The following is a 24,810-nucleotide window of genomic DNA, read 5'->3' on the forward strand; positions in this document are numbered from 1 at the left end:
TTAGATAAAATTATTTTTATTTAAGATTTGCGAATAAGTCTGTTTGCAAAATATTTTATTTTTACCTTTTCTAAAATTTTCTTAGAACTGCTTTTGGTCTTATGTTTTTTTAAATTGATTACTTCATCTGACGCATTTTTGCCCGTTTCAAAATAACTTTTAATTTTTTCTAATTCTTCTTCATTTAATCTTTTTGTCGCACCTTTAGCGTTTATTCCAAGTTTCTTGCAGGCTAATAATATTCTATTACTTTCGACATTAAGATCTTTGGCAATACTGAAAATAGGAGTGTTGATAGACATTATTTTCTTTACTATGAAATTTATTATTAATAGTATATTTATAATTTAGAAATTAAATATTTTTTTAACTATTATTAATTTCAAAAAAATTTCTAATTAGGCTACTTCACCTTCGAAATTATTTAAATCATTAAACTTTTTCTTCATGGTGGGGTTATTTCTAGTTAATTTCTTTACTGTTAAATCTTGTGATTTGGTGTCTGCGGACAAAAGATGTTTTTTTGAGAGAACTAAAGCCTCTTTAGTTTTTTGTAAATGGGTTATTGATTTATCAATTTCTGAAATTGCATCATTAAATCTATCTTGGGCAAGTGAAACATTTTTGCCAACTGCATTTTTGAATTGCTCAAGAGTACTTTCAAAATTAGTTATGTCAAAATTCTCTCGTTTCATTAAATCAATTTGTGATTTGTATTTTAAGGTTTCCATAGAGGCATTTCTTAATAGAGATATGATTGGTAAGAAAAATTGTGGTCTTATGACGTACATCTTTGGAAATCTATGGGAAACATCTACTATTCCAGCATTATATAGTTCACTATCTGGTTCTAGAAGCGATACGAGGACTGCATATTCGCAAGATTTTTGTCTTCTATCTTTATCCAATTCCTTTAAAAAATCTTCGTTTTTTCTTTTATTAGTTCCATTTAAACTTTCATTCTTCATTTCAAACATTATAGATACGACTTCAGTTTTATTTTCATCAAATTCTCTAAATATATAGTCACCTTTACTTCCAGAGGTGGCATCATTATCTTTTTCGAAATATGAGTTTTTAAACGCAGAAGCACGATTAAGATTAAATTGGGTTTCGCAATGGATTTCTAATGTTTCACCAACCATCTTTGTAGATAATCTAGATTTCATTTCTCTTAACTCCTGTATAGTCAGGTCTCTTTCACTAATTTTACTTTTAAACTTTTCTTCAATTAATTTTTCATTAATTGAATGCTCGAGCCTCATCTTTTCAATGGAATTTGTTAATGCTGAGTTCTCTTTTTCTAAATTAGTAACAGCTTCACTAACTTTGTTTTTTAAGGATAATTCTGAAATTAAAGACTGGTTTTTAATTTCATCCTTCAATTTGATTAATTGATTATTCAATGAATTAATTTTATTTGTTGCTTGATTTTTTAAATCATTAAGCGCATTTGTTTTCTTTTCTTCAGCTATTTTTAATTTAGATTCAAGAGTTTGGATCTCAGATTCTTTAATACGATTTTGCTCTATTAACTGTATTTTTAACTCACGTTTTAAAATTTCCAAAGCTTTTTTATTATCTTCTTGCGCCAATAGAAGTCGTTGTTCTATTTGCTTATTAAATTCTTCATCCTTTATTTGAAGAAGTATTTCTTCAAAGCTGCTGGGATCTATACGAAAAGTTTTACCACATGAAGGACATTTAATATCTTTCATTTTTTAATTGCAAAATTAATATTAGAAGGGATTTAATATTCTAATTAAGTAAAAAAAGAATATTATTCTTGACTAAGAATAAACAATGATTCAATGTTATGCATTAAAAAATAAAATAAATACTTAAATGAAAGCTATATCAATCCAGATTCTTTAAGTATATTAATTTTATTTGCCAATTCTATGTCTGAAGATGAAATTGAACGATCTAATGTTTTGTGAGAAGAAACTGTATAACCACTATCATCAACAAATTCATCCTCTGCATCTTTTAAATTTATACTCTTTTTTTGAGCTTCTTTGTAAATATCCGATTTGTATAAATTTGATTTATTAATATTACTATATCCAAAGTTTGCAATTCCTCTGGCATCTAAGGCTTCCTCAACCAATATGCCCACAACTTTTGAACGGCTTATAGATTCGCTTTTGGATATTTCATCAATGATTTCAAGGACCCTTTTTCTAGGAAGATATCCTATCCTTTTAACTTTATTTTCCATAAGACTTTCCATATGACGTTATTGTAACATTTCTGTCAAATTTGATCGGATTTTGATTGATCGTAATAAATGTATGGTTTAGTTATTAAAGAAAGTATAATTATCAAAACCTTTTAAAAAAGTTATTTATTAAGAATTCATCTAGGTTAATTTGAACGTTTTTCCAAATTGCTTTAATGATGAGGGCAAAATTTTAAAATCTTTACAATTTAAATTTTAAATCTTATGAAAGACAAACTTTATGACAATGCTGACAGCTTCGCAATGTCATTTGATGAGGAATGGAAGAATGTTGATTGTGACGATTTAAGATTAAAGATTGATAAAGTTTTTGAACTTTTATCTGATCATCCTTTTTTAAATTCTAATCCAGATAATGCAAGAAAACTGGCTGAATTTAGAATATTTTCGTTAAAAAAATTTCTTTAACTATTTTTATAATGCTTTTTAATTAATTATTCACTATTAATTTGGAATAGTAATGACTTACAAATTTGGCGAATTAAAAAAGCCTTTACTGTAAAGGAATATGGTTATACCTATTAATGGGCCTATTCCAAAAAGAAATAGAACTAATTTTGCAGAATTTTTTGTTTGACCTAATTCTTGATTTTTCTTATTTGACTTGGCCTGGGGTTGTCTAGATTTTTTTTTCTTTTTCATGAAAAATACTTTACTTTATCATAACTTTTAGAAGTTGATTAGTTATCCAATCAAAATCATAACTTAACCTAGCAATAATCATTTAGGTCTTATAAAAACGCAATAATGTATAATGAAATGAACGAAAAGCAAATATGAGTGCGACTAAGAGAGAGGAAGTAAGTTCTCACCTAAGATATATAAGGTTAGAGCTTAGAGAAATGCATCAAATGCTTATTAAAGATGATTTATTGCCAGATGCTAATGAAGCAAAGGAAGTACATGCACAACTAGAATCTTTGCTTGAACTGATTTCAGATAAAAGAGTTAAAAAGATAAAAAGTCAATTTGGAAATTATAGATAATTTGTAGCAGATTCTATTTTTTTACGGTTATCGTGCATTTGTTCTAATTTATTGTAGATCTCTTTAATTTGGATTTGTAATAAATCAGTGGAATTTATATTGCTCAGGGCTTCCATCGCTGATAGAAGACTTTCCTTAGCATCTATTAAATGTCTGCATTCTTTACTGCCTGCTTCGTATGACATAGAAATTTTAAAAACTTTATTATTACAAATATATAAAAAATAGTTCAGTATTGCTTGATACTCTTATCAATTGAAAGGTTATTATTGTAATTCCTAATACAAAATAAGAATACATCTTATATAAGATTAAATAAAAATCTTATGAAAGAAAATTCCAAAGATTATGAATTATGTATTAAACAGGCACTAGATAATGCAAAAAAAAGAATTAATTTACTAGATAATTTTGATAGGAAGTCTGTTTTAGATGAATATAAGGAATGGATTAATGATGGTTTAAACAAGCATACAATTTTACTTCTAAGAGATGATCCTATTATTTAGAAATTATGTAAGAAAAATTTTAATTCTTTTGATTAGAGGTAACTTTAAATAAAAAATATAGGCTAAAAATAAAAGTTATTATTAGTACGATAGTTAAGGGAGAAAAGCTACTTAAAATCATATCTTTAAAATTTATATAACTATAACAGTTTTCATTATTTTGCTTTTGAATTCAATTTTCTTTAAACAGTGAATAGATGAATTTTTTTAAATTTTCTTTTTCTAAGTTTATTTCTTTAGCCTTATAACTTCTCAATTTTTTAAAAATTAAATCAATTAAACGATCTGCTTTTTGAGTCATAGAGTAAATTTATTTTTCTAATAAATAAATCTTTTCTTCACCAATTTTATCTGGCTTTGTTATTTTACAACCTTTATCTTTTTCCATATCACAATTTTTTGTGGCAGGAACTGATTGCCAAGTGCAAATTTTTTCTTGAGAATCTTCTTTTATGATAATCCATCCATCATCTAAGTATTTTGAAATACCATCCTCTCCACAAGAAAACTTTATTTCCATTCTTTTCTTTTCTGAACGAACGTTATCTTTAATATCTATTTCATTATTAATTACGGGTAAGTCTTTATTGATTGAGGTCTTACATGAAGTTAAAAAAATTAAAACTAAAAGCATCTTTGAAAAATTTATTATTCTTTTCATTTTTTTTAACCCCATTATGTTTAAAGTATAGTTTATTTTGATTCGATTAAATTTAATAGTTGATCCATTTTGTTCATCAATATTTTTACTTCATCTGCCTGGGGCAAAATTAATTCTTCTGTAACTGCTAAATGCATTTTTTTTAAATTTTGTCTTAAATCTTTTAAATGCATTTTTACATTTTCTTTCTTTTGTTCTATATCGTTCATTGCATTAAAATATAATTTGATTGCAATTAAATAATAATTATAGTATTTGATGAGTTATTAAAAGGAAATTATTAAAATTTAATTTTTTCAATTTTCTATTTCATAAATTTCCTCACCACCATAACAAAAATTAGTAGATAGCATTTTTAGTTCTTTATTATTAATTTGTTTTATATTTTTGTTTTTAATAATGTAATTTTTGGCAATGGCTTCGCATTCTAATTTATTTTTTGCATGTTTAATTACTGGATAAAAATAAGCAACTATAGTGAAGAAAAATAAAAATGCTAATAGAGATTTTTTATTGTTTTTTAAAACTTCTTTGGATTTCTTTTTAGCCTTTAAAATTTTTATTAGTAAAGTATCTGGTAAACCTATTTGAACAAATAGAAATTCTACCCACCATGGAAGATCTTTATCTTTTTTTTTCTTTGAGGTTTCAGATTTAATCATTTTCGTTGAATCATAATTTTCGTTTCTAAACTATTTGATTTTAACTGGTTTTTTTTTCCTATCATCGTATTGACTTATTTGGAATATAGAGGTTTTATTTTGATTTGAAGACTATATTTTTATTTTATAAGTTTTAATTTAATTTAACTATGAATTTTAGTATTGTAAATTTGTAGTTAAAATAAAATTCATAAATGGCAAAAAAAAGAAGGAAGTTAAATAAAGATTTCGAGAAAAAAATATATTCATCAAAAAAAAATGTTGAATTAGTTCTGGCAAAAATTTTTGATATAAACGATGAAGATATACAAAAAGAATATATGAGTGCTTTCAATAAAGTTGTCTTTTTATATGATGAATTAAAAGGAGATTATGAGCAATTAGGATTTAATGATAATTCAGAAGGACTTTTAACAAGGTACCAAAATGCTTTTGATCATTTTGAATCAGAATTTGAAATTTAAATTGTAATTAATTTCTATAAGGTATTACGGGAATTTCTATTGGATAGCCCTTTTTAAGATTAGATTTTTTTTCTCGCAATTCTTTTACGCAATTTAATTGCTTTCTCTCCTTTTCGCAGAATTTTTTTATTTGGTAATCAGTGAGTGAAAGTGATGAATTATTAAATGTGAAGAAGGTTATTAAAAAAAAAGATAAATTAAATACTATTTTCATTGCCATTTTGAATTTAAGTTATGATTTAATATCCTTTTTTTTATTTAATTGTAGTTGTTTATGATCTTTTTGAGTTCATCTTTACTCAAATCTGTTGATATAAAAACTTCTTGAGCTGTCTTCCCTTTTCTTGCGATTGCTTTATATCCGTTTATAGTTTTTACTGATAATCTAATTATTAACTTAGAAGATTTACCCCTTACTCTTGATATTACAGCAGGAGTTATTGTTTTAATATTAACGTTTAAGGCTAATTTTTGAAGTATTGGAATTAGTCCTTCAATGTTTGTACTATGATTTAAAACTAGTCTTCCCAATTTAATTTTTTATATATTCTATTTAGAAAATTTTGTTTCTGAGAAATAACTTTATCTTAGAATTGGAAAATTTTTTTTTAAGTTCTGTTATATTTATAGAAGTGATTCAAATCTAATGATCTTTCAAATAGGTTGGGCTGCATTAGCTGCAATTTTTACTTTTTCAATCGCCATGGTTGTTTGGGGTAGAAATGGTGATGGCTCTATTGACATATGATTTCATTCTTAACTTATGAAGTTTATTTAAATAAATTTCTTATTGTAACATCGTTCGGATTACTCATACTTATAACATTGGCTGTAATTTATATATCTTATGTCTCCTGGAAGGATAAAAAAAGATTAAAAAAATAATTATTATTTTTTCTTATCCTTTATTCTTAATTCTTCCATTAATTCTTTTGCTTGTTCCAGTTTTGATATGCTGTTCTTGTAAATTCCAATATCTTTTTCTGCTTTATTAGGAGACAAACTTAAGTTCTCAAAAATATCAGATATCATATTATTTATTTCGGATTCCTTTTGATCTTTAAAATCTTGGGCCTTTGAAATTAATATATAAATCCCTAAGTTCAATATCCTTGAAGGGTAAGGTTTGGATTCACTTTTTTCTTTTAAAAATCTCAATATATCCTTTGACGACTTATTCTTAAATTTTTCTAGAGTTTTTTGAGAAATTTCCTTTATTTCATTTGATTCAAAATTGCTAGAACCGCATAAAGATTCAAATAGTAGGTCCAAATGTTTCTCAGGTTTGTATCCTTTTGTTAATTCTTTGAATGTTTCAGTGAGACCAATGCAAAAGAGATAATCTTGTTTAAACTCATTTTGATGATTTAAAAGGTTTAATTCGACAAGCATTTCATCAACTATTCTTTTGTATAGACCTGGAATAACGTAAGGGAATCGTTCATGAAATAACTTTTTGCTATCTGAAACAGTCAATTTTTCTTTCAATTTTTTATATGTAAACCTTAATAAGGTTAGCGTATGTTGACTCAATATCGTTAATATCTAATAAACAGATAAATATTATTATGATCCCTTTAGTTTTAGAAGAATCCGGTGGTGGTGAAAGAGTCTTTGATATTTATTCTAGATTATTAAGAGAAAGAATCATCTTTTTGGGGGAACAGGTAACTAGCGAAACTGCTAATAGAATAGTTGCCCAATTACTATTCCTTGAAGCTGAGGATCCTGAAAAAGATATCTACATGTACATAAATTCACCAGGTGGATCAGTCTACGATGGTTTAGGCATCTTTGACACAATGCAACACGTTAAACCTGATATTCATACAGTTTGTGTGGGTTTAGCAGCTAGCATGGGTGCTTTTTTGTTGGCGGCAGGTACAAAAGGAAAAAGAAGTAGTCTTAGACATTCAAGAATTATGATTCATCAACCACTAGGAGGAGCTAGAGGGCAAGCTAGTGATATAAGAATTCAAGCTGATGAAATTTTGTTTTTAAAAGAAAGACTTAATACTGAATTATCCGAGAGAACGGGTAAGGATTATGAAACCATTAAAGAAGATACTGACAGAGACTTTTACATGTCTCCTGTTGAAGCTGTTGAGTATGGGTTAATAGATTTAGTACTAGATAAGAAACCTGTGAAAGTTTAACCCAGCAATTGAGGAGTTCTCTCTTTATCGGGAATATTGGTGAATTCTGAAAGAATACTTGTGAATTCTTCACCATCTAAAGTCTCTTTTTCTATTAATAAATCAACTATTTTATCCATAGCTTCTCTGTTTTTACTTACGATAGAATAAGTTTCTTTATAACAATCCTTAACCATAACTCTTACACTTTCATCAATCTGTTTGGAAATAGAATCAGAGACTTCACTCCTAGTCATTAAATCTCTACCTACGAAAACTTCTTGATTTCCTCCCTCCAAAGCTATTGGACCTAGATTACTCATTCCAAATCTAGTAACCATTTGACGGGCCATAGAAGCAACTTGCTGGAAATCACCGCCTGCTCCTGTTGTGATTTCGCCTTTACCAAAAACAACATCCTCAGCTGCTCTACCTCCTAGTGCTCCCATTATTCTGGCCTTTAGTTGGGCTCTGCTTACGAGTGTTTGTTCATCATCAGGAGTAAACCAAGTTAAACCCTTGGCTTGACCTCTTGGTATTACGGTTACTTTTTGAACAGGGTCATGAGCTTTAACTAGCGAACCTATAAGTGCATGGCCTACTTCATGATATGCAATTAACCTTTTACTTCTACCATCAGTTAACGGTGAACCTTCCATACCAGCAACAATTCTATCTACTGAATCATCTATTTCTGAAATACCTATAGAATCTTTTCTTCGTCTAGCAGTAAGTATAGCTGCCTCATTTAGTAAATTTGCTAAATCTGCGCCCGTAAAACCTGGAGTTCTTCTTGCAATACTTTCAAGTGTCAAATCATCTTGAAGTTTCTTATTTCTTGCATGCACTTCTAGTATTGATAGTCTTCCTTTGATATCTGGTGCATCAACAGTTACTTGCCTATCAAATCTACCTGGTCTCATGAGAGCTGAGTCTAAAACATCGGGTCTATTTGTTGCTGCAATTATTATTATTCCACTATTACCTTCAAATCCATCCATTTCAGTAAGAAGTTGGTTAAGAGTTTGTTCTCTCTCATCATTACCACCTCCAATTCCCGCACCTCTCTGTCTTCCTACTGCATCGATTTCATCAATAAAAATTAAACAAGGACTATTTTCTTTTGCCTTCTTAAACAGGTCTCTTACTCTACTTGCACCAACACCAACGAACATTTCAACAAACTCAGAACCTGATAATGAAAAGAAGGGTACTCCTGCTTCTCCAGCGATAGCTTTTGCTAAAAGGGTTTTCCCAGTTCCAGGAGGACCGACCAATAAGACCCCTTTAGGAATTCTTGCTCCTACGGAAGTGAACTTTTCTGGTTTTTTTAAAAAAGTAACAACTTCTTGTAAATCTTGTTTAGCTTCATTAACACCTGCTACATCATCAAAAACAACTCCTGTTTTAGCTTCCATAGCAAACCTTGCTTTTGATTTACCAAATTGCATCGCTTGTCCAGGACCTCCAGGCATACCATTTGATCTCCTGGCTAAAAGAATTAAACCCCCAATTAATATGGCTGGAAATAGTAGATTACCTAAAATTCCTAGTGCAGGAGGTGCTGTTTTGACAGGATGTACATCAAAACTTATTCCCTCATTTTTTAAATTATTTATAAGTTCTGGTGTTAATCCTGGAAGATCGACCCGTAATCTTTGAACTTTATTATCCAAATCAGAATCTATTGTTTCTATTACTGCATTTCTTCCTCCTTCAAAGATATCTACTGATGTTACCCTTCCTGATTTAATGTAATCTAAAAATCTGCCGTAACTAACTCTTGCTACCGCTGAGTTTTTAGGTGCAACTGTTGTTCCATTTGATTTAAGTGAATCAATATTGCTAGAAGATAAAAATTGGTAGGAAAGCGCGATTACTAAAAGTATAGGTAAAGCCCATAAAATTAATGTTTTAAATTTCTGATTCATTAATTTGTAAGATGTTGATTATCTGATTCTAGAATGAATCAGTTCATTTCGTTGATATTTTCTTTAAGTTTATGCTTATATTATTCATGAATACTTTGTTTATTAATGAAATTTGAAATAAGAGATAAGGTTAAGCTGATAGCGCCGATCTCCTACTTAAAGACTTCTGATAATATGCCAATGTTAAGACCTCCGGATTTAGTAGCAATTGATGAAATTGGGGAAATCTTATCAATAAAATCTCTAGATACTGTCGAAGTGAAGTTTAGAAGAGGTTGCTTTTTAATTGATATTAATAAAATTGAGAAAATCTAACTCAAAAATTTTTTTCCCACATTCTTGTAATTTCTAAACATATTTTTTTATTACCAGAAATACTCAAGAAAGGTTTCGAAAGATATTTATTAGTTACTTTAAGAATATCTAGAGAAGATATTTCGTCTATTTTTGAATTTAAATTGATCTCAGAGAGTTGTGTTTTGCCATAACTAATTAATTGGATCTTTCGTTGTAAAATTTCATCTAATGATTGATTTCCCAAAAGAAAAGAACCTTTTAATTTTTCTTTTGCTAAATATATTTCAGATTCAACCAAAGGGTTTAAAAGCAAATTTTTCCATAGTGATGATAAAAGTTCAAAAGCGAATAGAGCTTTTTGATTGGATACTGACAAGTAAATTAAAAATGGGGCATTGTCACTTCTTATTGGATAATAAACACCAAGATCGTAGGTAATGCCATTTTTTTCTCTAAAAAGTTTAAATAAAGCAGCGCTCATTCCATAAGATAAATATGACTCCAAAACTTTTAAAGGTAGGTATTCACGGCTTCTACGTGAGCAAGTTTGGTTACCTATCATAATTATTGTTTGATTTGAATAATTATTTATGTAATCCAATCTTTTAATAGGACTTAAATCATTTTTAATAATTAATGGTTTTTCTTTTACGATTATTTTTTCTAATGATTCAATGTTTTCTCCATTTACTTCAGAATTATTTGAAATTAGATACTTTTCTCTATTTTTGAAGTTTTTAAACTCACGCAAAACATCGTTATGGGTAATCTTTGAAACATCATTTAAATTACCAATTGTATTAAAAGCATATGGATGATTTGAGTAAACAATTTTTCTCCATTTTTCAAAGCAGATGTTGAATGGATTCTCTTTATCCTTTTTAATTAAATCAATAGAGGATTTTTTTACTTTTCGAAATTCAATTTCCGATAGAATTGGTTTATTGATAATTAATTCTAATAGAGGAAATAATTTACTGAAATGTTCATTTAACGATTTAATGCTTAATAGAATTCCATCTTCAAAGACTTCATGATTTAATTCTGCTCCATGGGACTCAATATACTCAGAAAGAACAAAATTATTAAAACCTTCACATTCTCTGGTAAGTAATGAACAAAGGATCTTGTTTATCCCTTTTTGATTGATACTATCCATATCACTACCTCCTTTTATCCAAATTGAAGCGGTAGAAAAATTTCTTTTTTTATGATTTAAAAAATATCTTTTTAACATTTACTAGAGGACGCAATTAAAGTAAATTTATCTGCCCGTATATATTCTGTGATCTCTTTAAAATTATCCAAGTCATTCCAATACCTCAAATAACTTTCTAAATTATTGATTGAAGATTTTCTGCCCCAAAGAAGTTCATTTCCAAAGAACGAAGATAGCTGTGTAGGTGTCTCTAAATTAAATACATAATTACTTTTAACAATATTTATAGCCTTATTTATTTCATCCAAAGTCAAGGCTTTTGAATTAGAAACTTCATCTATTATTTTATTAATTTGTTCTTCTACTAAATTAATATCTTTCGATTCACAACTTGCTTCTAATATGAACAGCCCACCTAATTCTCCAGCATTTACATCTACATATACTGATTCAACAAGATTACTATCTTCTTTTAAAATTTTCACTAATCTGCTGTTTCTTCCTACCGAGAGTATTGATGCTAATATCTCGAGTCCAATAATATTTTTTTGATCATTTAGGTTTGGGATAAACCAAGCCATAAATATTCTTGAAAACTCTAAATTATCAAATTTAATTAACTCTCTTCCATGCCTGATTTTTAAGGGTAGGTTATTGTTTTGAGTTTTAAAATTTGGAACTTTATATATTGGATTTTTATTGATACCAGATAGATCACTTTCTTCAAAATTTTTATAAATTTCTTTCGAAAGATTACCAGCAATTGCGATACAAATCTTCTCAGTATTGTAATGTTTTCGGTGAAATTCCACAATATCATTAATCTCCAATTTATTAATACTTTCTTCAGTTCCCAAAATAGAATTAGCATAATTAGGATTTAACCAAACCCTTTTCAAAAAGTAGTTAAATAATCTTTCTTCAATCTGATCATTTTGTTGTTTTATTTCATCAATTACTACTCCTTTTTCTTTTAGAAATTCATAAGGATTTAAATTTGGAGAAACGACAATATTTGTCAAAAGAGCAAGTGATTCTCTAAAGTTATTTGGTGGAACGAGAACGTGGTAATGAACATCATCATAACCAGTAGAAGCGTTACTCAAGCCGCCTAGTGATTCAATTTTGTGGTCAAATTCACCTGGCATTATTTTGTTAGAACCTTTAAATATCATATGTTCTAGAAAATGAGCAGTCCCGTTTTTACCAACCTCATCAAATGAAGATCCTGCTTTGCACCACATATCAATGCTTATGAGTGGTAATTCTTTATTATCCACGAATACACATTTAGTTTCGCTTGAGTGGGTATAGTAGTTAACGTCTCCTACATTCATCTGAATTCTCTTATTAAACTCTATTTTGGTACTTTTTAGCCTTGTTGTCTGAATCCTTAACTAAAACAAAATTAACAGACCCTCTTATTTTGGACTTGTTGCGAAATATTAGAGAGCATAGATCCATGCTTGAGAACCTCAAGAGTATAAAAGTTGATCCAAATCTTACTAACATAATATCTAACGAGATAGGTAGAGAATTTTATATAGAGAACGAATTTCATAAAGCGAACGGATTTAGAAAGCTCCATATCGAAGTGGCAGAATTTTCAAAGAGTCTTAAAATTTTACACTGTGTTTTCTTTCCTGATCCAAAGTTTGATATACCAATTTTTGGGATGGATTTAGTAAAAATAAATGATATTGTTTCTGCTGCAATTGTTGACTTATCTCCTGTTTCTCAAAATCAAGGTTCGAAATACGATAAATTTCTTTCTGAAGTTGATAAAAGTTCTTTCACCTCATTGAGAGAAATTCCTAACTGGGGTGAAATTTTTTCTAAAAATGTATTTTTTGCTTCTCTAAAAAGTAATTCTGAAAAAAATGATTTTTGTAGAGTAGTTGATCAATATCTCGATATTTTGATCAAACTAAATAAAGAGGCAAAACCTGACTATGAGAAGGAAATTATTCAAGAAAGAATAAATTATCAAAGGAATTATTGTTTGCAACAGATGAAAAACGAGAAGACAAGCATGGTTCTCTTAAAATATTTTGATGCAAAATGGGTAGATAATTATATAAAAAGTGTTCTCTTTGATTTTTAATGAAATTAAAAACATTTAAAAATTTATTAATTTATTTATTATTATTTACTCCATTATCTCTTGGGATTATTTCCTGTTCTAGCAATAGTAAATCTAGTTCTAAATTAAATCAGGAAATAAATGAAGATTTTGTACCCCCAATTACAGCTGTTGCTGCACTAGGTCAACTTTCTCCTTTGGGAGAGATTAGGCAGTTAGAAGCTCCTATAAGTCAGTTTGGCTCATCCCCTCGTATTGTAGAAATCTTGGTTAATGAAGGGGATTTTGTGAAAAAAGGAGATGTCCTTGCAATTTTTGAAAATAGAAAAAAGTTAATTTCTGATCTAGAAAGAAATGAAAATCTTATTAATATTATTGACGATGAAATTACCCTTAAGAAAGATCAAATTCAGAGGTATGAATTGGCATTAAGCAAAGATGCATATTCTTTTGTTCAGTTTTCTCAGAGAAAAGATGAATTATTAAAGTTGCAGAAACAAAAGATAAACCTAATTGGAGATCAAAAAATTATCAAAATAGACCTATTCAATTCAAAACTAAGGAGTCCAATTGATGGTTTTATCCTTGGGATAAATACTAGAGTTGGAGAAAGGCCTAAAAATGATGGGATATTGGATATTGGTTCTAGTCAAAAAATGCAAGCTCTGATAGAGGTTTATGAATCAGATATCGATAGAGTCTTTATCTCTCAGAATGTTGAATTGAGTAGTGAGAATGGAGGTTTTCAAAAAAATCTTAAGGGAAAAGTAATTAGGATAAGTCCTCAGGTAAAACAAAGAAAAGTTTTATCGACTGATCCAACGGGAGATGCTGATGCGCGAATTATCGAGGTACTTGTAAAACTAGATCAAGATTCTATAGACATCGTGAAAAATTTTGCTGGAATGAAAGTTATTGCGAAATTTATCCCTTAATGAGTTTTTCTTTTTTGAAATTCAGAAAAATACCTTTAGCTTGGTTGTTATTAACCAGGCAACCATTAAGGCTCGCAGTTGCCATAGCAGGGATAAGTTTTGCAGGGATTTTGATGTTTATGCAATTAGGTTTCAGAGATGGTTTATTTGATACGAGCGTAACTATTCATAAACTACTAGATGCTGATCTTGTTTTGATAAGTCCCAGATCAAAAAGTTCTATAAGCATGAGTGGTTTCCCAAAAAGAAGGTTGATTCAAACCCTTGCAGTAAATGATGTTGAAAAAACTGCTCCCGTTAATCTAAATTATCTACTTTGGAGAAATCCCGAAAATCTTAAAACTAGATCGATATTAGCGTTAGGATTTAATCCCTCTGATTCACTTCTTTTAGATGATGGATTCTCCAAAAATGCTTATAAATTAAGAAATCCATCTAGAGTCCTTTTTGACAAACTTTCTAGACCTGAATTTGGACCAATTGAAGAATGGTTTTTATCAGAAAAAAAAGTTGAGACTGAGGTTGCTGGGAAACGGGTAATTGTTGAAGGTCTTGTGGAGTTGGGACCATCTTTTGGCGCAGACGGTAATTTAATAACTAGCAGAGAAACCTTTTTAAGACTTTTTCCTGCAAATCCACCTGGAAGTATAGAAATTGGTTTGGTAAAGCTAAAAAAAGGATCTAATCCTGAATTGATTTCAAGAATTTTAAATAACTCTCTACCAAACGATGTTCGAGTTCTTACAAAAAATCAATTTATAGAATTTGAGAAGAATTACTGGAAAAATAGTACTGCAATAGGTTTTATTTTTAGTTTGGGAGCATTGATGGGTTTCGTTGTAGGGTGCGTGGTCGTTTATCAAATTCTTTATAGTGACGTTACAGATCACCTTCCAGAGTACGCTACTTTATTGGCAATGGGGTATAGACTTAAGTCCCTTTTCTTTGTTGTAGCTAGAGAAGGGTTTTTGTTAGCATTGTTTGGTTATTTGCCTGCTTATTTTTCCGGTCAAATACTTTACTCAGTCATAAGAAGTTCTACTAAACTCCCAATCATAATGGATGCAGAGAAAACGATCTTAATTTTTGTATTGGTTTTGGCAATGTGTATGGGTTCCGCTGCTGTTGCGATGCGTAAATTGGTTGATGCCGATCCTGCCGAAATTTTTTAATGACTTAAATATAAATGTCTAAAGCTTTTGAATCAAAAAATAATGTTAAAAACTTTAAAACAGTCTCAATTAATAATTTGAGTCACTTTTATGGAGAAAATGAAAATAAAAAACAAGTTCTTAATGACGTTAATTTAAATATTGATAATGGAGAATTAGTTCTTTTAAAAGGTCCTTCTGGATGTGGTAAAACAACTCTTTTAACCTTAATTGGTGCACTGAGAACCTGTCAAAGTGGCGATTTAACTGTATTAGATAACCAGTTAAATGGAGCATCAAGGAAAACGCGTCAGATTCTTAGAAGAAGTATTGGCATGATTTTTCAAGGACACAATCTTCTGAGATGTTTGACAGCAGAACAAAATGTTCAGATGGGGGCAGATTTAATAAAAGGTTTAACATATTTGCAAAGACGTGAAATCGCACGAAATTGGTTGTCAGCAGTAGGATTAGAAGACCATCATAAAAAGTTGCCAAATGACTTATCTGGTGGGCAGAAACAAAGAGTAGCAATTGCTCGAGCTTTATCTGCCAACCCAAAACTTTTACTAGCTGATGAGCCTACTTCTGCTTTAGATAGCGTCACAGGAAGAGAAATAGTAACCCTTTTAAGAAAACTAGCAAAAGAACAAAACTGTTCTGTACTCATGGTGACTCATGATCCAAGAATTTCTGATATGGCGGATAGGATATTAAACATGGAAGATGGTAAAATATTTAGTGCTCATAGTGAGCTAATATAATTAAAAGTAAAAATTTCATGTCAAAGAGAAGGAATTTAAAAAAAGAAAAGCAAGAACGTAATCGAGCATATGCTAGAAAGTTCAAAAAAAGAAAATTAAGAACTGATGGAAGACCCGACGGTGGAAACGTTACAGGTACAGCAAATAATGGCGGGGCAGCTGATTAAGAAATATTTTTTACTTTTATCTCCTTGGAGTTCAATATATTATGAATATTTAAAGCGTGATCATGAATGTAAGTATTGTAATACCGACTTACAATAGAAAACCTATATTAGCGAAATGTCTCATTGCGCTTGAGAATCAAAAATTAAATACAAATATCAGTAATTATGAAGTAATAGTTGTTGATGATGGATCCACGGATGGAACAAGCTCATGGATAAATAACAACAAAAATAATCTCCCACATGTGGTTCTATTTCAACAAGAACATGGAGGACCTGCACTAGGAAGAAATCTTGGTGTAATTAAATCAAAATATGAAATTATTATATTCATTGATAGTGATCTAATAGTTTTAGATGATTTTATAAATTGCCACGTAGAAAAATTACTTGCCTCTTGGAGAAAAAATGAAAAAAAATGTTTTACTTATGGCTCGGTTGTCAATACATCTAATTTTTTAAATCCTCAGAGTGAAAAACATAAAATAATAGATACTTCTTTTGCTTACTTCGCGACTGGAAATGTTGCGATATCAAAAGAATTGATTTTAAGCGTTGGCTTATTTGATACATCTTTTAGTCTTTACGGTTGGGAGGATTTAGAACTTGGAGAAAGATTAAAAAAAATTGGGACAAAATTAATTAAATGTCCAAACGCAGTAGGTTTTCATTGGCATCCACCATTTAAATGCGAACAAATAGAATCATTAGTAGCTCAAGAAAAAGAAAGGGCCAAAATGGCTTTAGTGTTTTACAAGAAACATCCAAATTTGAGGGTAAGATTTATGATTCAATTAACGCCTCTTCATAATTTACTTTGGCAAATTCTTTGCTTAGGTGGATTAATAAGTGTTGATAGAATTCTCCCTTTATTAAAATTTTTAGTAGATATAAAAAGAAATAGACTTGCACTTGAGATACTCAGGATCCCTTTAAATATGATTTACATAAAACAGTTAACCAAATCAAGTTAAAAACTTTTAGAAATACACATCACTTGCTAGAATTATCAAAACTTAATCCACACATCTGACAGTTTCGGGTGATTTATTAATATAAATTCCCCGTCAGATGGAGGCCAACCCGAAACCCCTTTTTAAATTATGGCTGTTGTATCACTATCTGAAATGATGGAAGCTGGTGCTCATTTTGGGCATCAAACTAGACGTTGGAATCCCAAGATGTCTAAGTATATATATTGCGCGAGAAATGGAGTTCATATTATTGATCTCGTAAAAACGGCATTGTGTATGAACAATGCGTATAAATGGACCAGAAACGCTGCAAAAAGTGGTAAACGTTTCCTATTTGTCGGCACAAAAAAACAAGCATCAGATGTAGTGGCTCAGGAAGCTACTAGATGTGGGGCTGCATATGTAAATCAAAGATGGCTTGGAGGGATGTTGACTAATTGGACCACAATGAAAGCTAGGATTGAAAGATTAAAGGATCTTGAAAGAATGGAAAGTAGTGGCTCAATAGCAATGAGGCCTAAAAAAGAAGCTGCAGTTTTAAGGAGAGAACTTGAAAGACTACAAAAATACTTGGGCGGACTCAAGGGTATGAGAAGATTACCAGACGTAGTTGTTTTGGTTGATCAGAGAAGAGAATCTAATGCAGTACTTGAAGCTAGGAAATTAGATATCTCACTAGTATCAATGCTGGATACAAACTGTGATCCTGACTTGTGTGAAGTCCCAATTCCATGTAACGATGATGCAGTTAGATCTGTGCAACTTATTTTAGGAAGACTTGCAGATGCTATAAATGAGGGCAGAAAAGGTTCTAATTCTGAAAGAAAAAATTAAATTTCAATTTAAAATTCACTAATTACTATTTTTTATTAATTCAAATGGGAAACATTACAGCAAAACTTGTAAAAGATCTTAGAGATAAGACTGGCGCGGGAATGATGGATTGCAAAAAAGCACTTAATGAAACTGACGGAAATGTCGATAAAGCTTTGGAATGGTTAAGAAAGAAAGGCATTGCTAGTGCTGAAAAGAAATCAGGAAGAGTTGCGGCTGAAGGCTCAATTGGTAGTTATATTCATACTGGATCAAGAGTTGGAGTTCTACTAGAGTTGAATTGTGAAACAGATTTCGTCGCTAGAGGTGATATATTTCAATCGCTGTTGAAGGATGTTTCAATGCAGGTAGCAGCCTGTCCAAATGTTGAGTATGTTTCAGTTGATGAAATACCAAAAGATGTTGTAGAGAAAGAAAAGCAGATTGAAATGGGGAGAGATGATTTATCAGGAAAACCAGAACAAATTAAAGAAAAAATAGTTGAAGGGAGAATAGCGAAAAGACTTAATGAGCTGGTTTTGCTTTCACAACCTTATATTAAAGATAGTTCTCTTACTGTTGAGGATCTCGTTAAACAAGCAGCTGCAAAAATTGGGGAAAATATCAAAGTAAGACGTTTTACAAGGTATACGTTAGGTGAAGGTATTGAAAAAAATCAGATGGACTTCGCTGAAGAGGTTGCATCAATGCAATCAAACTAGTTTAATAATTTGAATAATTTCAATAATTACTTAAATATTGATGAAATTAATTCTCAATTAGAGAGAGCAGACATAAAAAAAAGAAAATTAATTCGCAATATCCATAGAGAATATGAATTATATTTTAATCTCGTTAGAGATCTTCTTTATGTTTCGATAGAAAAAGGGCTTAACGAAATATATAATTATCCAACAATTAATAATAATTCCTTAAATGAAAATGAATTTTTTTGCTTCTTTGAAAAAAAAATAAGTAAATTAATCTGTAATTATCTGCCTTTTTTAACAGTAGAACAATTAAAAATATGTGAAATTGAGAAAAACAAAAATAAGGAATTTGATTTTAAGACCTTAGAAAGATCCTTAAAAACAAAGATTGATCAAAAATCAAAATTTCATTATGAAGATGGTTTTCAATTAGAAGAGCCTATTAAGTTCCAGATTAATAAAGATATTTCTAATACTTCTGGATATTATCAAGCTGATAATTTTGAGGAATTAGTATTACTTGATTTAGATAATAATTATCAAAATAATAATTTATCAAATAACAATATTTTTGAAAATATAGGAATTGAAAAACAATTTGTTTCCTCTCTACTTGAATTAATAGATGAAGGGAAGATCGAAAAATCAAGATATTCAGAAAAAGACAATATCAATCAAATGGATATTTCACCCAAATATCAAAATTTTAAAAATTTTGATTTAATAGATAAGTCATTGGAAAATGTACTATTGAATCTTTCACATGAGATTAACCAAGAATTATTTAAGGCCAATTTAATAAAAAAGATGATATCTAAAGATTCCTTTTTATACTTAGTAGGCAAAAAATTGATGCTAAAACACCCACAACCTTTTATTATTAATTTCGAATTCAATATAAATCAGTCATCATCAAACGATGTTAATCTTCAAAGTATTATTTTCTTCTATATATCTACTGTTGAGTTAGAGTTTAAAAATTTAAATCTTTCTATTCAAAGGAATAAAATAAATGAGCTAAAAAATCAATTTCAGCGTTTGATTAAAAAAGAGAAATACTGGAGGCAAAAAGAAATAACTTTGAATAAGATACGTTGAAAAAACAAATCTTTTTTCAGGTGTGACTATTAGCGGGAATAAAAATAAATTAATTAAAGATTGGATAAGACCTCTTCAAAAATCTCTTACTATTGAAACTGAAAACAAATTCATTAATACTTTAGGAAGAGAAAAATATTTTAATGATTATTTGCATGAATCATTAAAAAAACTAGATAATCTAAATCTCTCAGACGAATATTTAAGGATATTTTATGAATTTTCGAAAAAATATAATGAATATAATAAATTAGATGAAAATCAAAGAAAAAGGTTAATTATAGATACAAGAAAAAATCTTTATAAACTAAGTAAAACTCTAGAAAAAGAAAGTTCTAATAATATTTCTAATAATGTTTTTCTTAATAAAGCTGATTCAAATTTGTCTTTTAATTCAGATATTTCATTAATAAAAAATGTTGGAAAAGTTTATACAAATAAGCTTAATGAATTAGGGATATTTCATATAAAAGATCTAATTAATTATTTCCCAAGAACATATCTAGACTATACGAATAGAGTCAAGATAATAAATTTAAAACCAGATAATTTATACACCTGCATCGGAAACGTTAAAAGATTTTATATCCATAAGAGTAAAAAAAATAATAATTTATCAATAATGAATATTTTAGTTTCTGATGAAACGTCTTCAATAAAGGTTACAAAATTTTTTTTAGGAAGAAGATTTAGATCTTACTCCTTCTTCACATCTCAAAAATCTTTGTATACTCCTGGAACCAAATTAGCAATTTCCGGTAAGGTTAAATTGACAGAGTATGGCAAAACTTTTGTAGATCCGCAGATTGAAATTCTTAAGGATAACAACGATAATTTTAATTTCTCAGGAAAAATATTACCCTTGTATTCAATAGGTGAAACATTATCAAATATGAGTTTTATAAAACTTATGAAAAAGGTACTAATTTATGCAAAGCAATATCCAGAAATTTTAAATAAAAAACAACTTGATTCATTATCTTTATTATCAAAAGGAGAGTCTTTGATTAATATTCATTTCCCACCAACTCAACAGGCACTAATTGAGTCAAAAAAACGTTTGGTTTTTGATGAGTTATTCCTACTTCAAATAAAGTTCCTACTTAGAAAACGAAAGACTAATAAAAATGTAATTTCCCGAAAATTACCTCAAAAGAAATCTTTATTAAAAGAATTTTTAAATACTTTTCCTTTTGAATTAACAAAATCACAAGAAAATGTTTTAAATGAAATTAAGAAAGATTTATCTCGTCCCGTCCCAATGTCTAGATTGCTTCAGGGAGATGTGGGAAGCGGTAAAACTATAATTGCAATAGCGTCTCTTTTACTAGTCGTTGAAAAAAATCTGCAAGGTGCATTTATGGTCCCAACTGAGGTATTAGCAGAACAGCATTACAAAAATTTATTAAAATTTTTGAATCCCCTTTTAGTTTCTGTCGAACTACTTACTGGGAATACTCCTCAAAAAAAGAGAAAAGAAATTTTTTCTAATTTGAACAATGGTTTAGTTGATATCCTCGTAGGTACTCATGCATTATTTGAGGATAAAGTCATCTTTAATGCATTAGGCATGGTCGTAATTGATGAACAACATAGATTTGGAGTCACTCAAAGAAATAGATTATTAAATAAAGGAGAAAATACTAACTTGTTATCAATGACAGCAACGCCAATTCCAAGAACTCTTGCGCTTTCTATTTATGGTGATTTAGATGTGAGTCAAATTACAGAACTCCCTCCTGGGAGAGTTCCTATTACAACTAAAATAATTTCAGAAGACGATTTAACTAACTTGTTCAAGATTGTTGAAGATGAGATCAATAAGGGAAAGCAAGCTTATGTGATTTTGCCACTTATAGAAGATTCAGAAAAAATGAATTTAAGCTCCGCAAAGAAAACATTCAAACATTTATCAGAAGAGGTCTTTTTTAACAAAAAAGTTGGTTTATTACATGGCAAATTAAGTTCACAAGAAAAGAATGAAGTAATTAATTCTTTTTTAAAGAATGAAATTAATATATTAGTTTCAACCACAGTAATTGAGGTTGGCATTGATGTGCCTAACGCCACAATTATGATTATTTATAATTCGGAGAGATTTGGGTTGTCCCAGCTACATCAATTAAGGGGGAGAGTTGGTAGAGGATCAACAAAATCTTTTTGTTATCTGGTAACCCCTGATAAACATGGATTAGAAAATAAACGACTTCGCGTTTTGCAAAAATCTAATGATGGCTTTTATATTGCTGAAAAAGACTTGGAGCTTAGAGGACCAGGCCAGATTTTAGGATATAGACAATCCGGATTGCCTGATTTTGTACTGGACAATTTACCTAATAATAAATTTCTTATTGATAAGGCTCGTGAAGAGGCTAATAAGATTGTTAGTGATGATCCTGATTTAAAAGAAAATATTGTTTTAAGGAATATACTTGTTGATAATTCTGATAATAAATTCATTCATGATTTCTTAAATTGAAAAATATCATTGTAATTTTTGATATATATGCCACTATAAATCAATTGCAAATTTCAATTGAAAATTTGGAATAAAATACCAATTAAAGATAATGGAGATAAATTAATAGCTATACCTGGCTGCCTAAAGTTTTTAGATCCCCATCCTTACTCTCATTTGGGAGCACCTTATAAAGATAAAACTTCTATTTGGAAATTAAGAGAGGAGGTCGTAAATAGATTAGTAAAAGTAAATGATTATTTGATATCAAAGAGTAGTTTTAACCTTTTAATTTATGACAGTTGGCGACCTTTAGAAGTCCAGGAATTTATGTTTAAAAGAGCATTTTTATTAGAGTGTGAAAAATCCAATATGAATATTTCTTTTGAAAATATAAAATCTTATCCATCCATTTTAAAAAAAGTTGAAAAATTTTGGGCATATCCTTCTTATGACACTAGGTGTCCTCCCCCTCATTCAACTGGGGGTGCATTGGATGTTTGTTTATCAGATAAAGACGGAAATCTTGTTGAAATGGGAAGCATGGTTGATCAAATGGATGAGACCTCAAATCCTTATTTTTATGCAAACATAAAGAATGAAGACGCAATTATTTGGAATGGTAGAAGAAATTTATTAAGGGAAATTATGACTAAATTCGGATTTGCTCAACATCCTAATGAATGGTGGCATTTTAGTTATGGTGATCAATTATGGGCTTGGAAAAATAAAAAAGCAAATGCCCTTTATGGAAAAATTTAAAATCTATTGATTTTCATTTAGTAAATTCAATATATAATTTTCATCTTGAGTATTTATGAAATCTCCGAAATCCAAATCCAAATTACTCTTCCAATTATCAAATAATGGTTGAAGAGTTTTTTCTAAATCGTTGAGTTCCATTCTTTGTAAAAATGGTTTAGCAAGCCTTTGTAGATTTTTACTTCCCCCCAACCATAATTGGTATTTGTTTTGCCCACTTCCAACAAGTGCTAATTCGGCCATGTAAGGCCTGGTACATCCATTCGGACATCCTGTCATTCTGAATAATATTGTCTTTTGTATTTTTAGATCTAATAGTAAATTTTCAATTCTTTTTAGTACATCAGGTAATATTCTTTCAGCTTCAGTCATTGCAAGACCACAAAGAGGTAAAGCAGGACAAGCTAAAGCGTGTCTTTGAATTTCATTAATGTTTTCTAAATTTTCGTATCCAATTTTTGATAGAGATTTTTGAATTTCACCTTTGTTTTTATTGGCGATATTACAAAGTAAAATATCTTGATTAGGTGTGAGTCTTAAATCTAAATTATATTTTTTAACGATACTTGTGATGGTATTCTTCTTCTCTCCAGATAATCTACCTGATAATAACGGTAAACCTACAAAATGGGAGGTTTTATTTTGTTTATGCCAACCTAGGTAATCAATAAGAACTTTATCAGGTTCTTTTCTGATTTTTTTAATTTCTTTTTTGAAATACTTGTCAGAAAGTATCTTTTTGAACCATTTAATACCTTTTCTATGAAGGAGATATTTCATTCTCGAATTTTTTCTTGATTTTCTATCACCATAATCTCTTTGAATAGCCACAATGCTTTGTATTAATTCATAAACATCAGGTTCTTCAACATATCCAAGTGGATCTGCAATTCTGGCGAAGGTCTCCTCATTATTATGTGTGCGACCCATGCCACCTCCAACATAAAAATTGCACCCTTCTAAGTTTCCATCTCTAGAAGTAAAGGCAACTATTCCTATGTCATTGGTAAGAAGATCAACAGAATTGTCCCCAGGAACTGTCACGGCACATTTGAATTTTCTCGGCAAATAAGTTGAACCATAAAGAGGCTCATCTTTTATCCCACTAAAAACATTATCTTTAAATTGGAGCTTCCTAATTGCTTCAATATCTTTGTCAGGCTTTATGGTGTACTCTAAATCTCCATCAGCCCAAAGTTCTAAAAAAGTGCCTTGGCCAGCCATTGGGGTGAGAAGATCTGCAACTTTTTTTGCCAATGCTCTTGCAATATTATAGTCTGGTGAATCAAATGGAGCTGCAGGAGCCATAACGTTTCTATTTATGTCTCCACATGCAGCTAATGTAGAGCCCATTGAATTTACTATTGTTTGAATTACTTCCTTTAGGTTCTCCTTTCTGATTCCATGCATTTGAAAGGCTTGTCTTGTAGTGGCCCTAAGTGTTCCATTACCTAGTTTCTCAGATAATTCATCTAATGCTAAAAATAATTTCCCAGGAACTTCACCACCTGGATTTCTTAACCTAAGCATCATTTGCCAATCTTTACTTTTGCCCGGCCTTCTATTTTCCCTGTTATCTTGTTGATAACTACCATGAAATTTTAATAACTGAACTGCATCATTAGTAAAATGATCACTTTCATTAACTAATTCCGTAGCAAGTGGTTCCTTAAGAAATTGGCTACTTTTTTTGAAATTCTCAAATTTAGAAACTTCTAGTCCATTTGCTAAACAAACAGTCTCTTCATTTGCAGAATCTTTTTTCTTTTTTACTTTCTCAACCTTGATCAAAGGACCAAAACATATCTCTTTTTATACATTAGCGAAAAGCTTATTTAACTGGTAGTAA

At 29.7% G+C, this 24,810-nt stretch carries 32 protein-coding genes; 18 read left to right on the forward strand and 14 right to left on the reverse strand.

From position 1 onward, the window contains the following. Nucleotides 1-20: 20 nt before the first annotated feature. From HA151_RS03910 to HA151_RS03920, 3 genes are all read right to left on the reverse strand, one after another. Nucleotides 21-302, reverse strand: a complete 282-nt coding sequence (locus tag HA151_RS03910) for a translation initiation factor IF-2 N-terminal domain-containing protein (RefSeq protein WP_209106215.1) — start codon at nucleotides 300-302, stop codon at nucleotides 21-23. 96 nt (nucleotides 303-398) lie between these two features. Then, the gene (locus HA151_RS03915) at nucleotides 399-1,718 is read right to left on the reverse strand and encodes a DUF2130 domain-containing protein (protein ID WP_209106216.1); all 1,320 of its coding nucleotides are present in this window, start codon (nucleotides 1,716-1,718) and stop codon (nucleotides 399-401) included. 134 nt (nucleotides 1,719-1,852) lie between these two features. Continuing rightward, a complete protein-coding gene (locus HA151_RS03920; protein WP_209106217.1) occupies nucleotides 1,853-2,221 on the reverse strand; it encodes a CopG family transcriptional regulator in 369 nt (122 codons plus the stop codon). A gap of 225 nt (nucleotides 2,222-2,446) precedes the next feature. On the opposite strand from HA151_RS03920, the gene HA151_RS03925 reads away from it, so the two are divergent. Continuing rightward, nucleotides 2,447-2,650 (forward strand): hypothetical protein, encoded by a 204-nt coding sequence (locus HA151_RS03925; RefSeq protein WP_209106218.1) that lies wholly within the window; start codon nucleotides 2,447-2,449, stop codon nucleotides 2,648-2,650. A gap of 57 nt (nucleotides 2,651-2,707) precedes the next feature. Here HA151_RS03925 and HA151_RS03930 read toward each other — a convergent pair whose 3' ends face one another. Beyond that, nucleotides 2,708-2,884, reverse strand: a complete 177-nt coding sequence (locus tag HA151_RS03930; RefSeq protein WP_209106219.1) for a hypothetical protein — start codon at nucleotides 2,882-2,884, stop codon at nucleotides 2,708-2,710. A gap of 134 nt (nucleotides 2,885-3,018) precedes the next feature. Here HA151_RS03930 and HA151_RS03935 point away from each other — a divergent pair, with 134 nt between their 5' ends. Beyond that, a complete protein-coding gene (locus tag HA151_RS03935) occupies nucleotides 3,019-3,228 on the forward strand; it encodes a hypothetical protein (protein ID WP_209106220.1) in 210 nt (69 codons plus the stop codon). Here HA151_RS03935 and HA151_RS03940 read toward each other — a convergent pair. Then, the gene (locus tag HA151_RS03940) at nucleotides 3,219-3,413 is read right to left on the reverse strand and encodes a hypothetical protein (RefSeq protein WP_209106221.1); all 195 of its coding nucleotides are present in this window, start codon (nucleotides 3,411-3,413) and stop codon (nucleotides 3,219-3,221) included. The two genes, HA151_RS03935 and HA151_RS03940, sit on opposite strands and share 10 nt — an antisense overlap. 141 nt (nucleotides 3,414-3,554) lie before the next feature. Between HA151_RS03940 and HA151_RS03945 the strand changes: the two genes are divergently transcribed. Continuing rightward, the gene (locus HA151_RS03945; RefSeq protein ID WP_209106222.1) at nucleotides 3,555-3,737 is read left to right on the forward strand and encodes a hypothetical protein; all 183 of its coding nucleotides are present in this window, start codon (nucleotides 3,555-3,557) and stop codon (nucleotides 3,735-3,737) included. Nucleotides 3,738-4,047: 310 nt separating this feature from the next. Here the strand turns inward: HA151_RS03945 and HA151_RS03950 are convergent, their stop codons facing one another. The 3 genes from HA151_RS03950 to HA151_RS03960 all read right to left on the reverse strand — a co-directional run bounded on the left by HA151_RS03950 (nucleotide 4,048) and on the right by HA151_RS03960 (nucleotide 5,060). Beyond that, nucleotides 4,048-4,398: an alpha-2-macroglobulin gene (locus tag HA151_RS03950; RefSeq protein ID WP_209106577.1), complete on the reverse strand. Its 351-nt coding sequence runs from the start codon at nucleotides 4,396-4,398 to the stop codon at nucleotides 4,048-4,050. Between the two features lie 32 nt (nucleotides 4,399-4,430). Then, nucleotides 4,431-4,607, reverse strand: a complete 177-nt coding sequence (locus tag HA151_RS03955) for a hypothetical protein (RefSeq protein WP_209106223.1) — start codon at nucleotides 4,605-4,607, stop codon at nucleotides 4,431-4,433. Nucleotides 4,608-4,694: 87 nt separating this feature from the next. Then, nucleotides 4,695-5,060, reverse strand: a complete 366-nt coding sequence (locus HA151_RS03960; protein WP_245151587.1) for a hypothetical protein — start codon at nucleotides 5,058-5,060, stop codon at nucleotides 4,695-4,697. A gap of 194 nt (nucleotides 5,061-5,254) precedes the next feature. On the opposite strand from HA151_RS03960, the gene HA151_RS03965 reads away from it, so the two are divergent. After that, entirely contained in the window at nucleotides 5,255-5,524 is a 270-nt protein-coding gene (locus HA151_RS03965) for a hypothetical protein (protein WP_209106224.1), read from the forward strand. 258 nt (nucleotides 5,525-5,782) lie between these two features. Here HA151_RS03965 and HA151_RS03970 read toward each other — a convergent pair whose 3' ends face one another. Then, nucleotides 5,783-6,055, reverse strand: a complete 273-nt coding sequence (locus HA151_RS03970; protein WP_209106225.1) for a DUF2103 domain-containing protein — start codon at nucleotides 6,053-6,055, stop codon at nucleotides 5,783-5,785. Between the two features lie 115 nt (nucleotides 6,056-6,170). Between HA151_RS03970 and petN the strand changes: the two genes are divergently transcribed. Continuing rightward, nucleotides 6,171-6,272, forward strand: a complete 102-nt coding sequence (gene petN, locus HA151_RS03975) for a cytochrome b6-f complex subunit PetN (RefSeq protein ID WP_011376303.1) — start codon at nucleotides 6,171-6,173, stop codon at nucleotides 6,270-6,272. 140 nt (nucleotides 6,273-6,412) lie between these two features. Here the strand turns inward: petN and psb29 are convergent, their stop codons facing one another. After that, nucleotides 6,413-7,057 (reverse strand): photosystem II biogenesis protein Psp29, encoded by a 645-nt coding sequence (psb29, locus tag HA151_RS03980; protein WP_209106226.1) that lies wholly within the window; start codon nucleotides 7,055-7,057, stop codon nucleotides 6,413-6,415. 32 nt (nucleotides 7,058-7,089) lie between these two features. On the opposite strand from psb29, the gene clpP reads away from it, so the two are divergent. Then, on the forward strand, nucleotides 7,090-7,680 hold the full coding sequence (gene clpP / locus HA151_RS03985) for an ATP-dependent Clp endopeptidase proteolytic subunit ClpP (RefSeq protein ID WP_348535620.1): 591 nt from the start codon (nucleotides 7,090-7,092) through the stop codon (nucleotides 7,678-7,680). On the opposite strand, the gene ftsH is transcribed toward clpP, so the two are convergent. Next, nucleotides 7,677-9,590, reverse strand: a complete 1,914-nt coding sequence (ftsH, locus tag HA151_RS03990; RefSeq protein ID WP_209106228.1) for an ATP-dependent zinc metalloprotease FtsH — start codon at nucleotides 9,588-9,590, stop codon at nucleotides 7,677-7,679. The two genes, clpP and ftsH, sit on opposite strands and share 4 nt — an antisense overlap. A gap of 105 nt (nucleotides 9,591-9,695) precedes the next feature. On the opposite strand from ftsH, the gene HA151_RS03995 reads away from it, so the two are divergent. After that, on the forward strand, nucleotides 9,696-9,905 hold the full coding sequence (locus HA151_RS03995; protein ID WP_209106229.1) for an NAD(P)H dehydrogenase assembly family protein: 210 nt from the start codon (nucleotides 9,696-9,698) through the stop codon (nucleotides 9,903-9,905). 1 nt (nucleotide 9,906) lies between these two features. Here the strand turns inward: HA151_RS03995 and HA151_RS04000 are convergent, their stop codons facing one another. Together HA151_RS04000 and HA151_RS04005 are read right to left on the reverse strand one after the other, a co-directional pair. Continuing rightward, entirely contained in the window at nucleotides 9,907-11,124 is a 1,218-nt protein-coding gene (locus HA151_RS04000; RefSeq protein ID WP_209106230.1) for a M16 family metallopeptidase, read from the reverse strand. Further along, complete coding sequence (locus HA151_RS04005) at nucleotides 11,118-12,383, reverse strand: M16 family metallopeptidase (RefSeq protein WP_209106231.1); 1,266 nt, start codon at nucleotides 12,381-12,383, stop codon at nucleotides 11,118-11,120. The genes HA151_RS04000 and HA151_RS04005 overlap by 7 nt, the downstream gene beginning before the upstream one ends. 41 nt (nucleotides 12,384-12,424) lie before the next feature. Here HA151_RS04005 and HA151_RS04010 point away from each other — a divergent pair, with 41 nt between their 5' ends. From HA151_RS04010 to HA151_RS04060, 11 genes are all read left to right on the forward strand, one after another. Beyond that, nucleotides 12,425-13,150 carry a phycocyanobilin:ferredoxin oxidoreductase gene (locus tag HA151_RS04010; RefSeq protein WP_209106232.1) on the forward strand — a complete coding sequence of 242 codons (726 nt, stop codon included), beginning with the start codon at nucleotides 12,425-12,427 and terminating at the stop codon, nucleotides 13,148-13,150. After that, a complete protein-coding gene (locus HA151_RS04015; protein WP_209106233.1) occupies nucleotides 13,150-14,064 on the forward strand; it encodes an HlyD family efflux transporter periplasmic adaptor subunit in 915 nt (304 codons plus the stop codon). The genes HA151_RS04010 and HA151_RS04015 overlap by 1 nt, the downstream gene beginning before the upstream one ends. Then, nucleotides 14,064-15,236 (forward strand): ABC transporter permease DevC, encoded by a 1,173-nt coding sequence (gene devC, locus HA151_RS04020; RefSeq protein ID WP_209106234.1) that lies wholly within the window; start codon nucleotides 14,064-14,066, stop codon nucleotides 15,234-15,236. The genes HA151_RS04015 and devC overlap by 1 nt, the downstream gene beginning before the upstream one ends. Nucleotides 15,237-15,250: 14 nt before the next feature. Further along, the gene (locus HA151_RS04025) at nucleotides 15,251-15,979 is read left to right on the forward strand and encodes a DevA family ABC transporter ATP-binding protein (RefSeq protein WP_209106235.1); all 729 of its coding nucleotides are present in this window, start codon (nucleotides 15,251-15,253) and stop codon (nucleotides 15,977-15,979) included. Nucleotides 15,980-15,996: 17 nt separating this feature from the next. After that, nucleotides 15,997-16,146 carry a hypothetical protein gene (locus HA151_RS04030; protein ID WP_011376314.1) on the forward strand — a complete coding sequence of 50 codons (150 nt, stop codon included), beginning with the start codon at nucleotides 15,997-15,999 and terminating at the stop codon, nucleotides 16,144-16,146. 62 nt (nucleotides 16,147-16,208) lie between these two features. Continuing rightward, complete coding sequence (locus HA151_RS04035) at nucleotides 16,209-17,120, forward strand: glycosyltransferase family 2 protein (protein WP_209106236.1); 912 nt, start codon at nucleotides 16,209-16,211, stop codon at nucleotides 17,118-17,120. Nucleotides 17,121-17,249: 129 nt separating this feature from the next. Then, the gene (gene rpsB / locus HA151_RS04040) at nucleotides 17,250-17,954 is read left to right on the forward strand and encodes a 30S ribosomal protein S2 (RefSeq protein WP_075487803.1); all 705 of its coding nucleotides are present in this window, start codon (nucleotides 17,250-17,252) and stop codon (nucleotides 17,952-17,954) included. A 44-nt stretch (nucleotides 17,955-17,998) separates the two neighbouring features. Further along, nucleotides 17,999-18,655 carry a translation elongation factor Ts gene (gene tsf, locus HA151_RS04045; RefSeq protein ID WP_209106237.1) on the forward strand — a complete coding sequence of 219 codons (657 nt, stop codon included), beginning with the start codon at nucleotides 17,999-18,001 and terminating at the stop codon, nucleotides 18,653-18,655. A gap of 9 nt (nucleotides 18,656-18,664) precedes the next feature. Then, nucleotides 18,665-19,741 carry an adenylate cyclase gene (locus HA151_RS04050; protein ID WP_245151588.1) on the forward strand — a complete coding sequence of 359 codons (1,077 nt, stop codon included), beginning with the start codon at nucleotides 18,665-18,667 and terminating at the stop codon, nucleotides 19,739-19,741. A 22-nt stretch (nucleotides 19,742-19,763) separates the two neighbouring features. Continuing rightward, complete coding sequence (recG, locus tag HA151_RS04055) at nucleotides 19,764-22,220, forward strand: ATP-dependent DNA helicase RecG (RefSeq protein WP_209106238.1); 2,457 nt, start codon at nucleotides 19,764-19,766, stop codon at nucleotides 22,218-22,220. A gap of 57 nt (nucleotides 22,221-22,277) precedes the next feature. Then, nucleotides 22,278-22,961 (forward strand): M15 family metallopeptidase, encoded by a 684-nt coding sequence (locus HA151_RS04060; RefSeq protein WP_209106239.1) that lies wholly within the window; start codon nucleotides 22,278-22,280, stop codon nucleotides 22,959-22,961. Nucleotides 22,962-22,964: 3 nt separating this feature from the next. On the opposite strand, the gene HA151_RS04065 is transcribed toward HA151_RS04060, so the two are convergent. Further along, nucleotides 22,965-24,752, reverse strand: coding sequence for an NADPH-dependent assimilatory sulfite reductase hemoprotein subunit (locus HA151_RS04065; protein WP_209106240.1), 1,788 nt, complete (start codon nucleotides 24,750-24,752; stop codon nucleotides 22,965-22,967). Nucleotides 24,753-24,810: the final 58 nt, after the last annotated feature.

It is taken from the genome of Prochlorococcus marinus XMU1419, from assembly GCF_017695955.1.
GTDB lineage: Bacteria > Cyanobacteriota > Cyanobacteriia > PCC-6307 > Cyanobiaceae > Prochlorococcus_A > Prochlorococcus_A marinus_AD.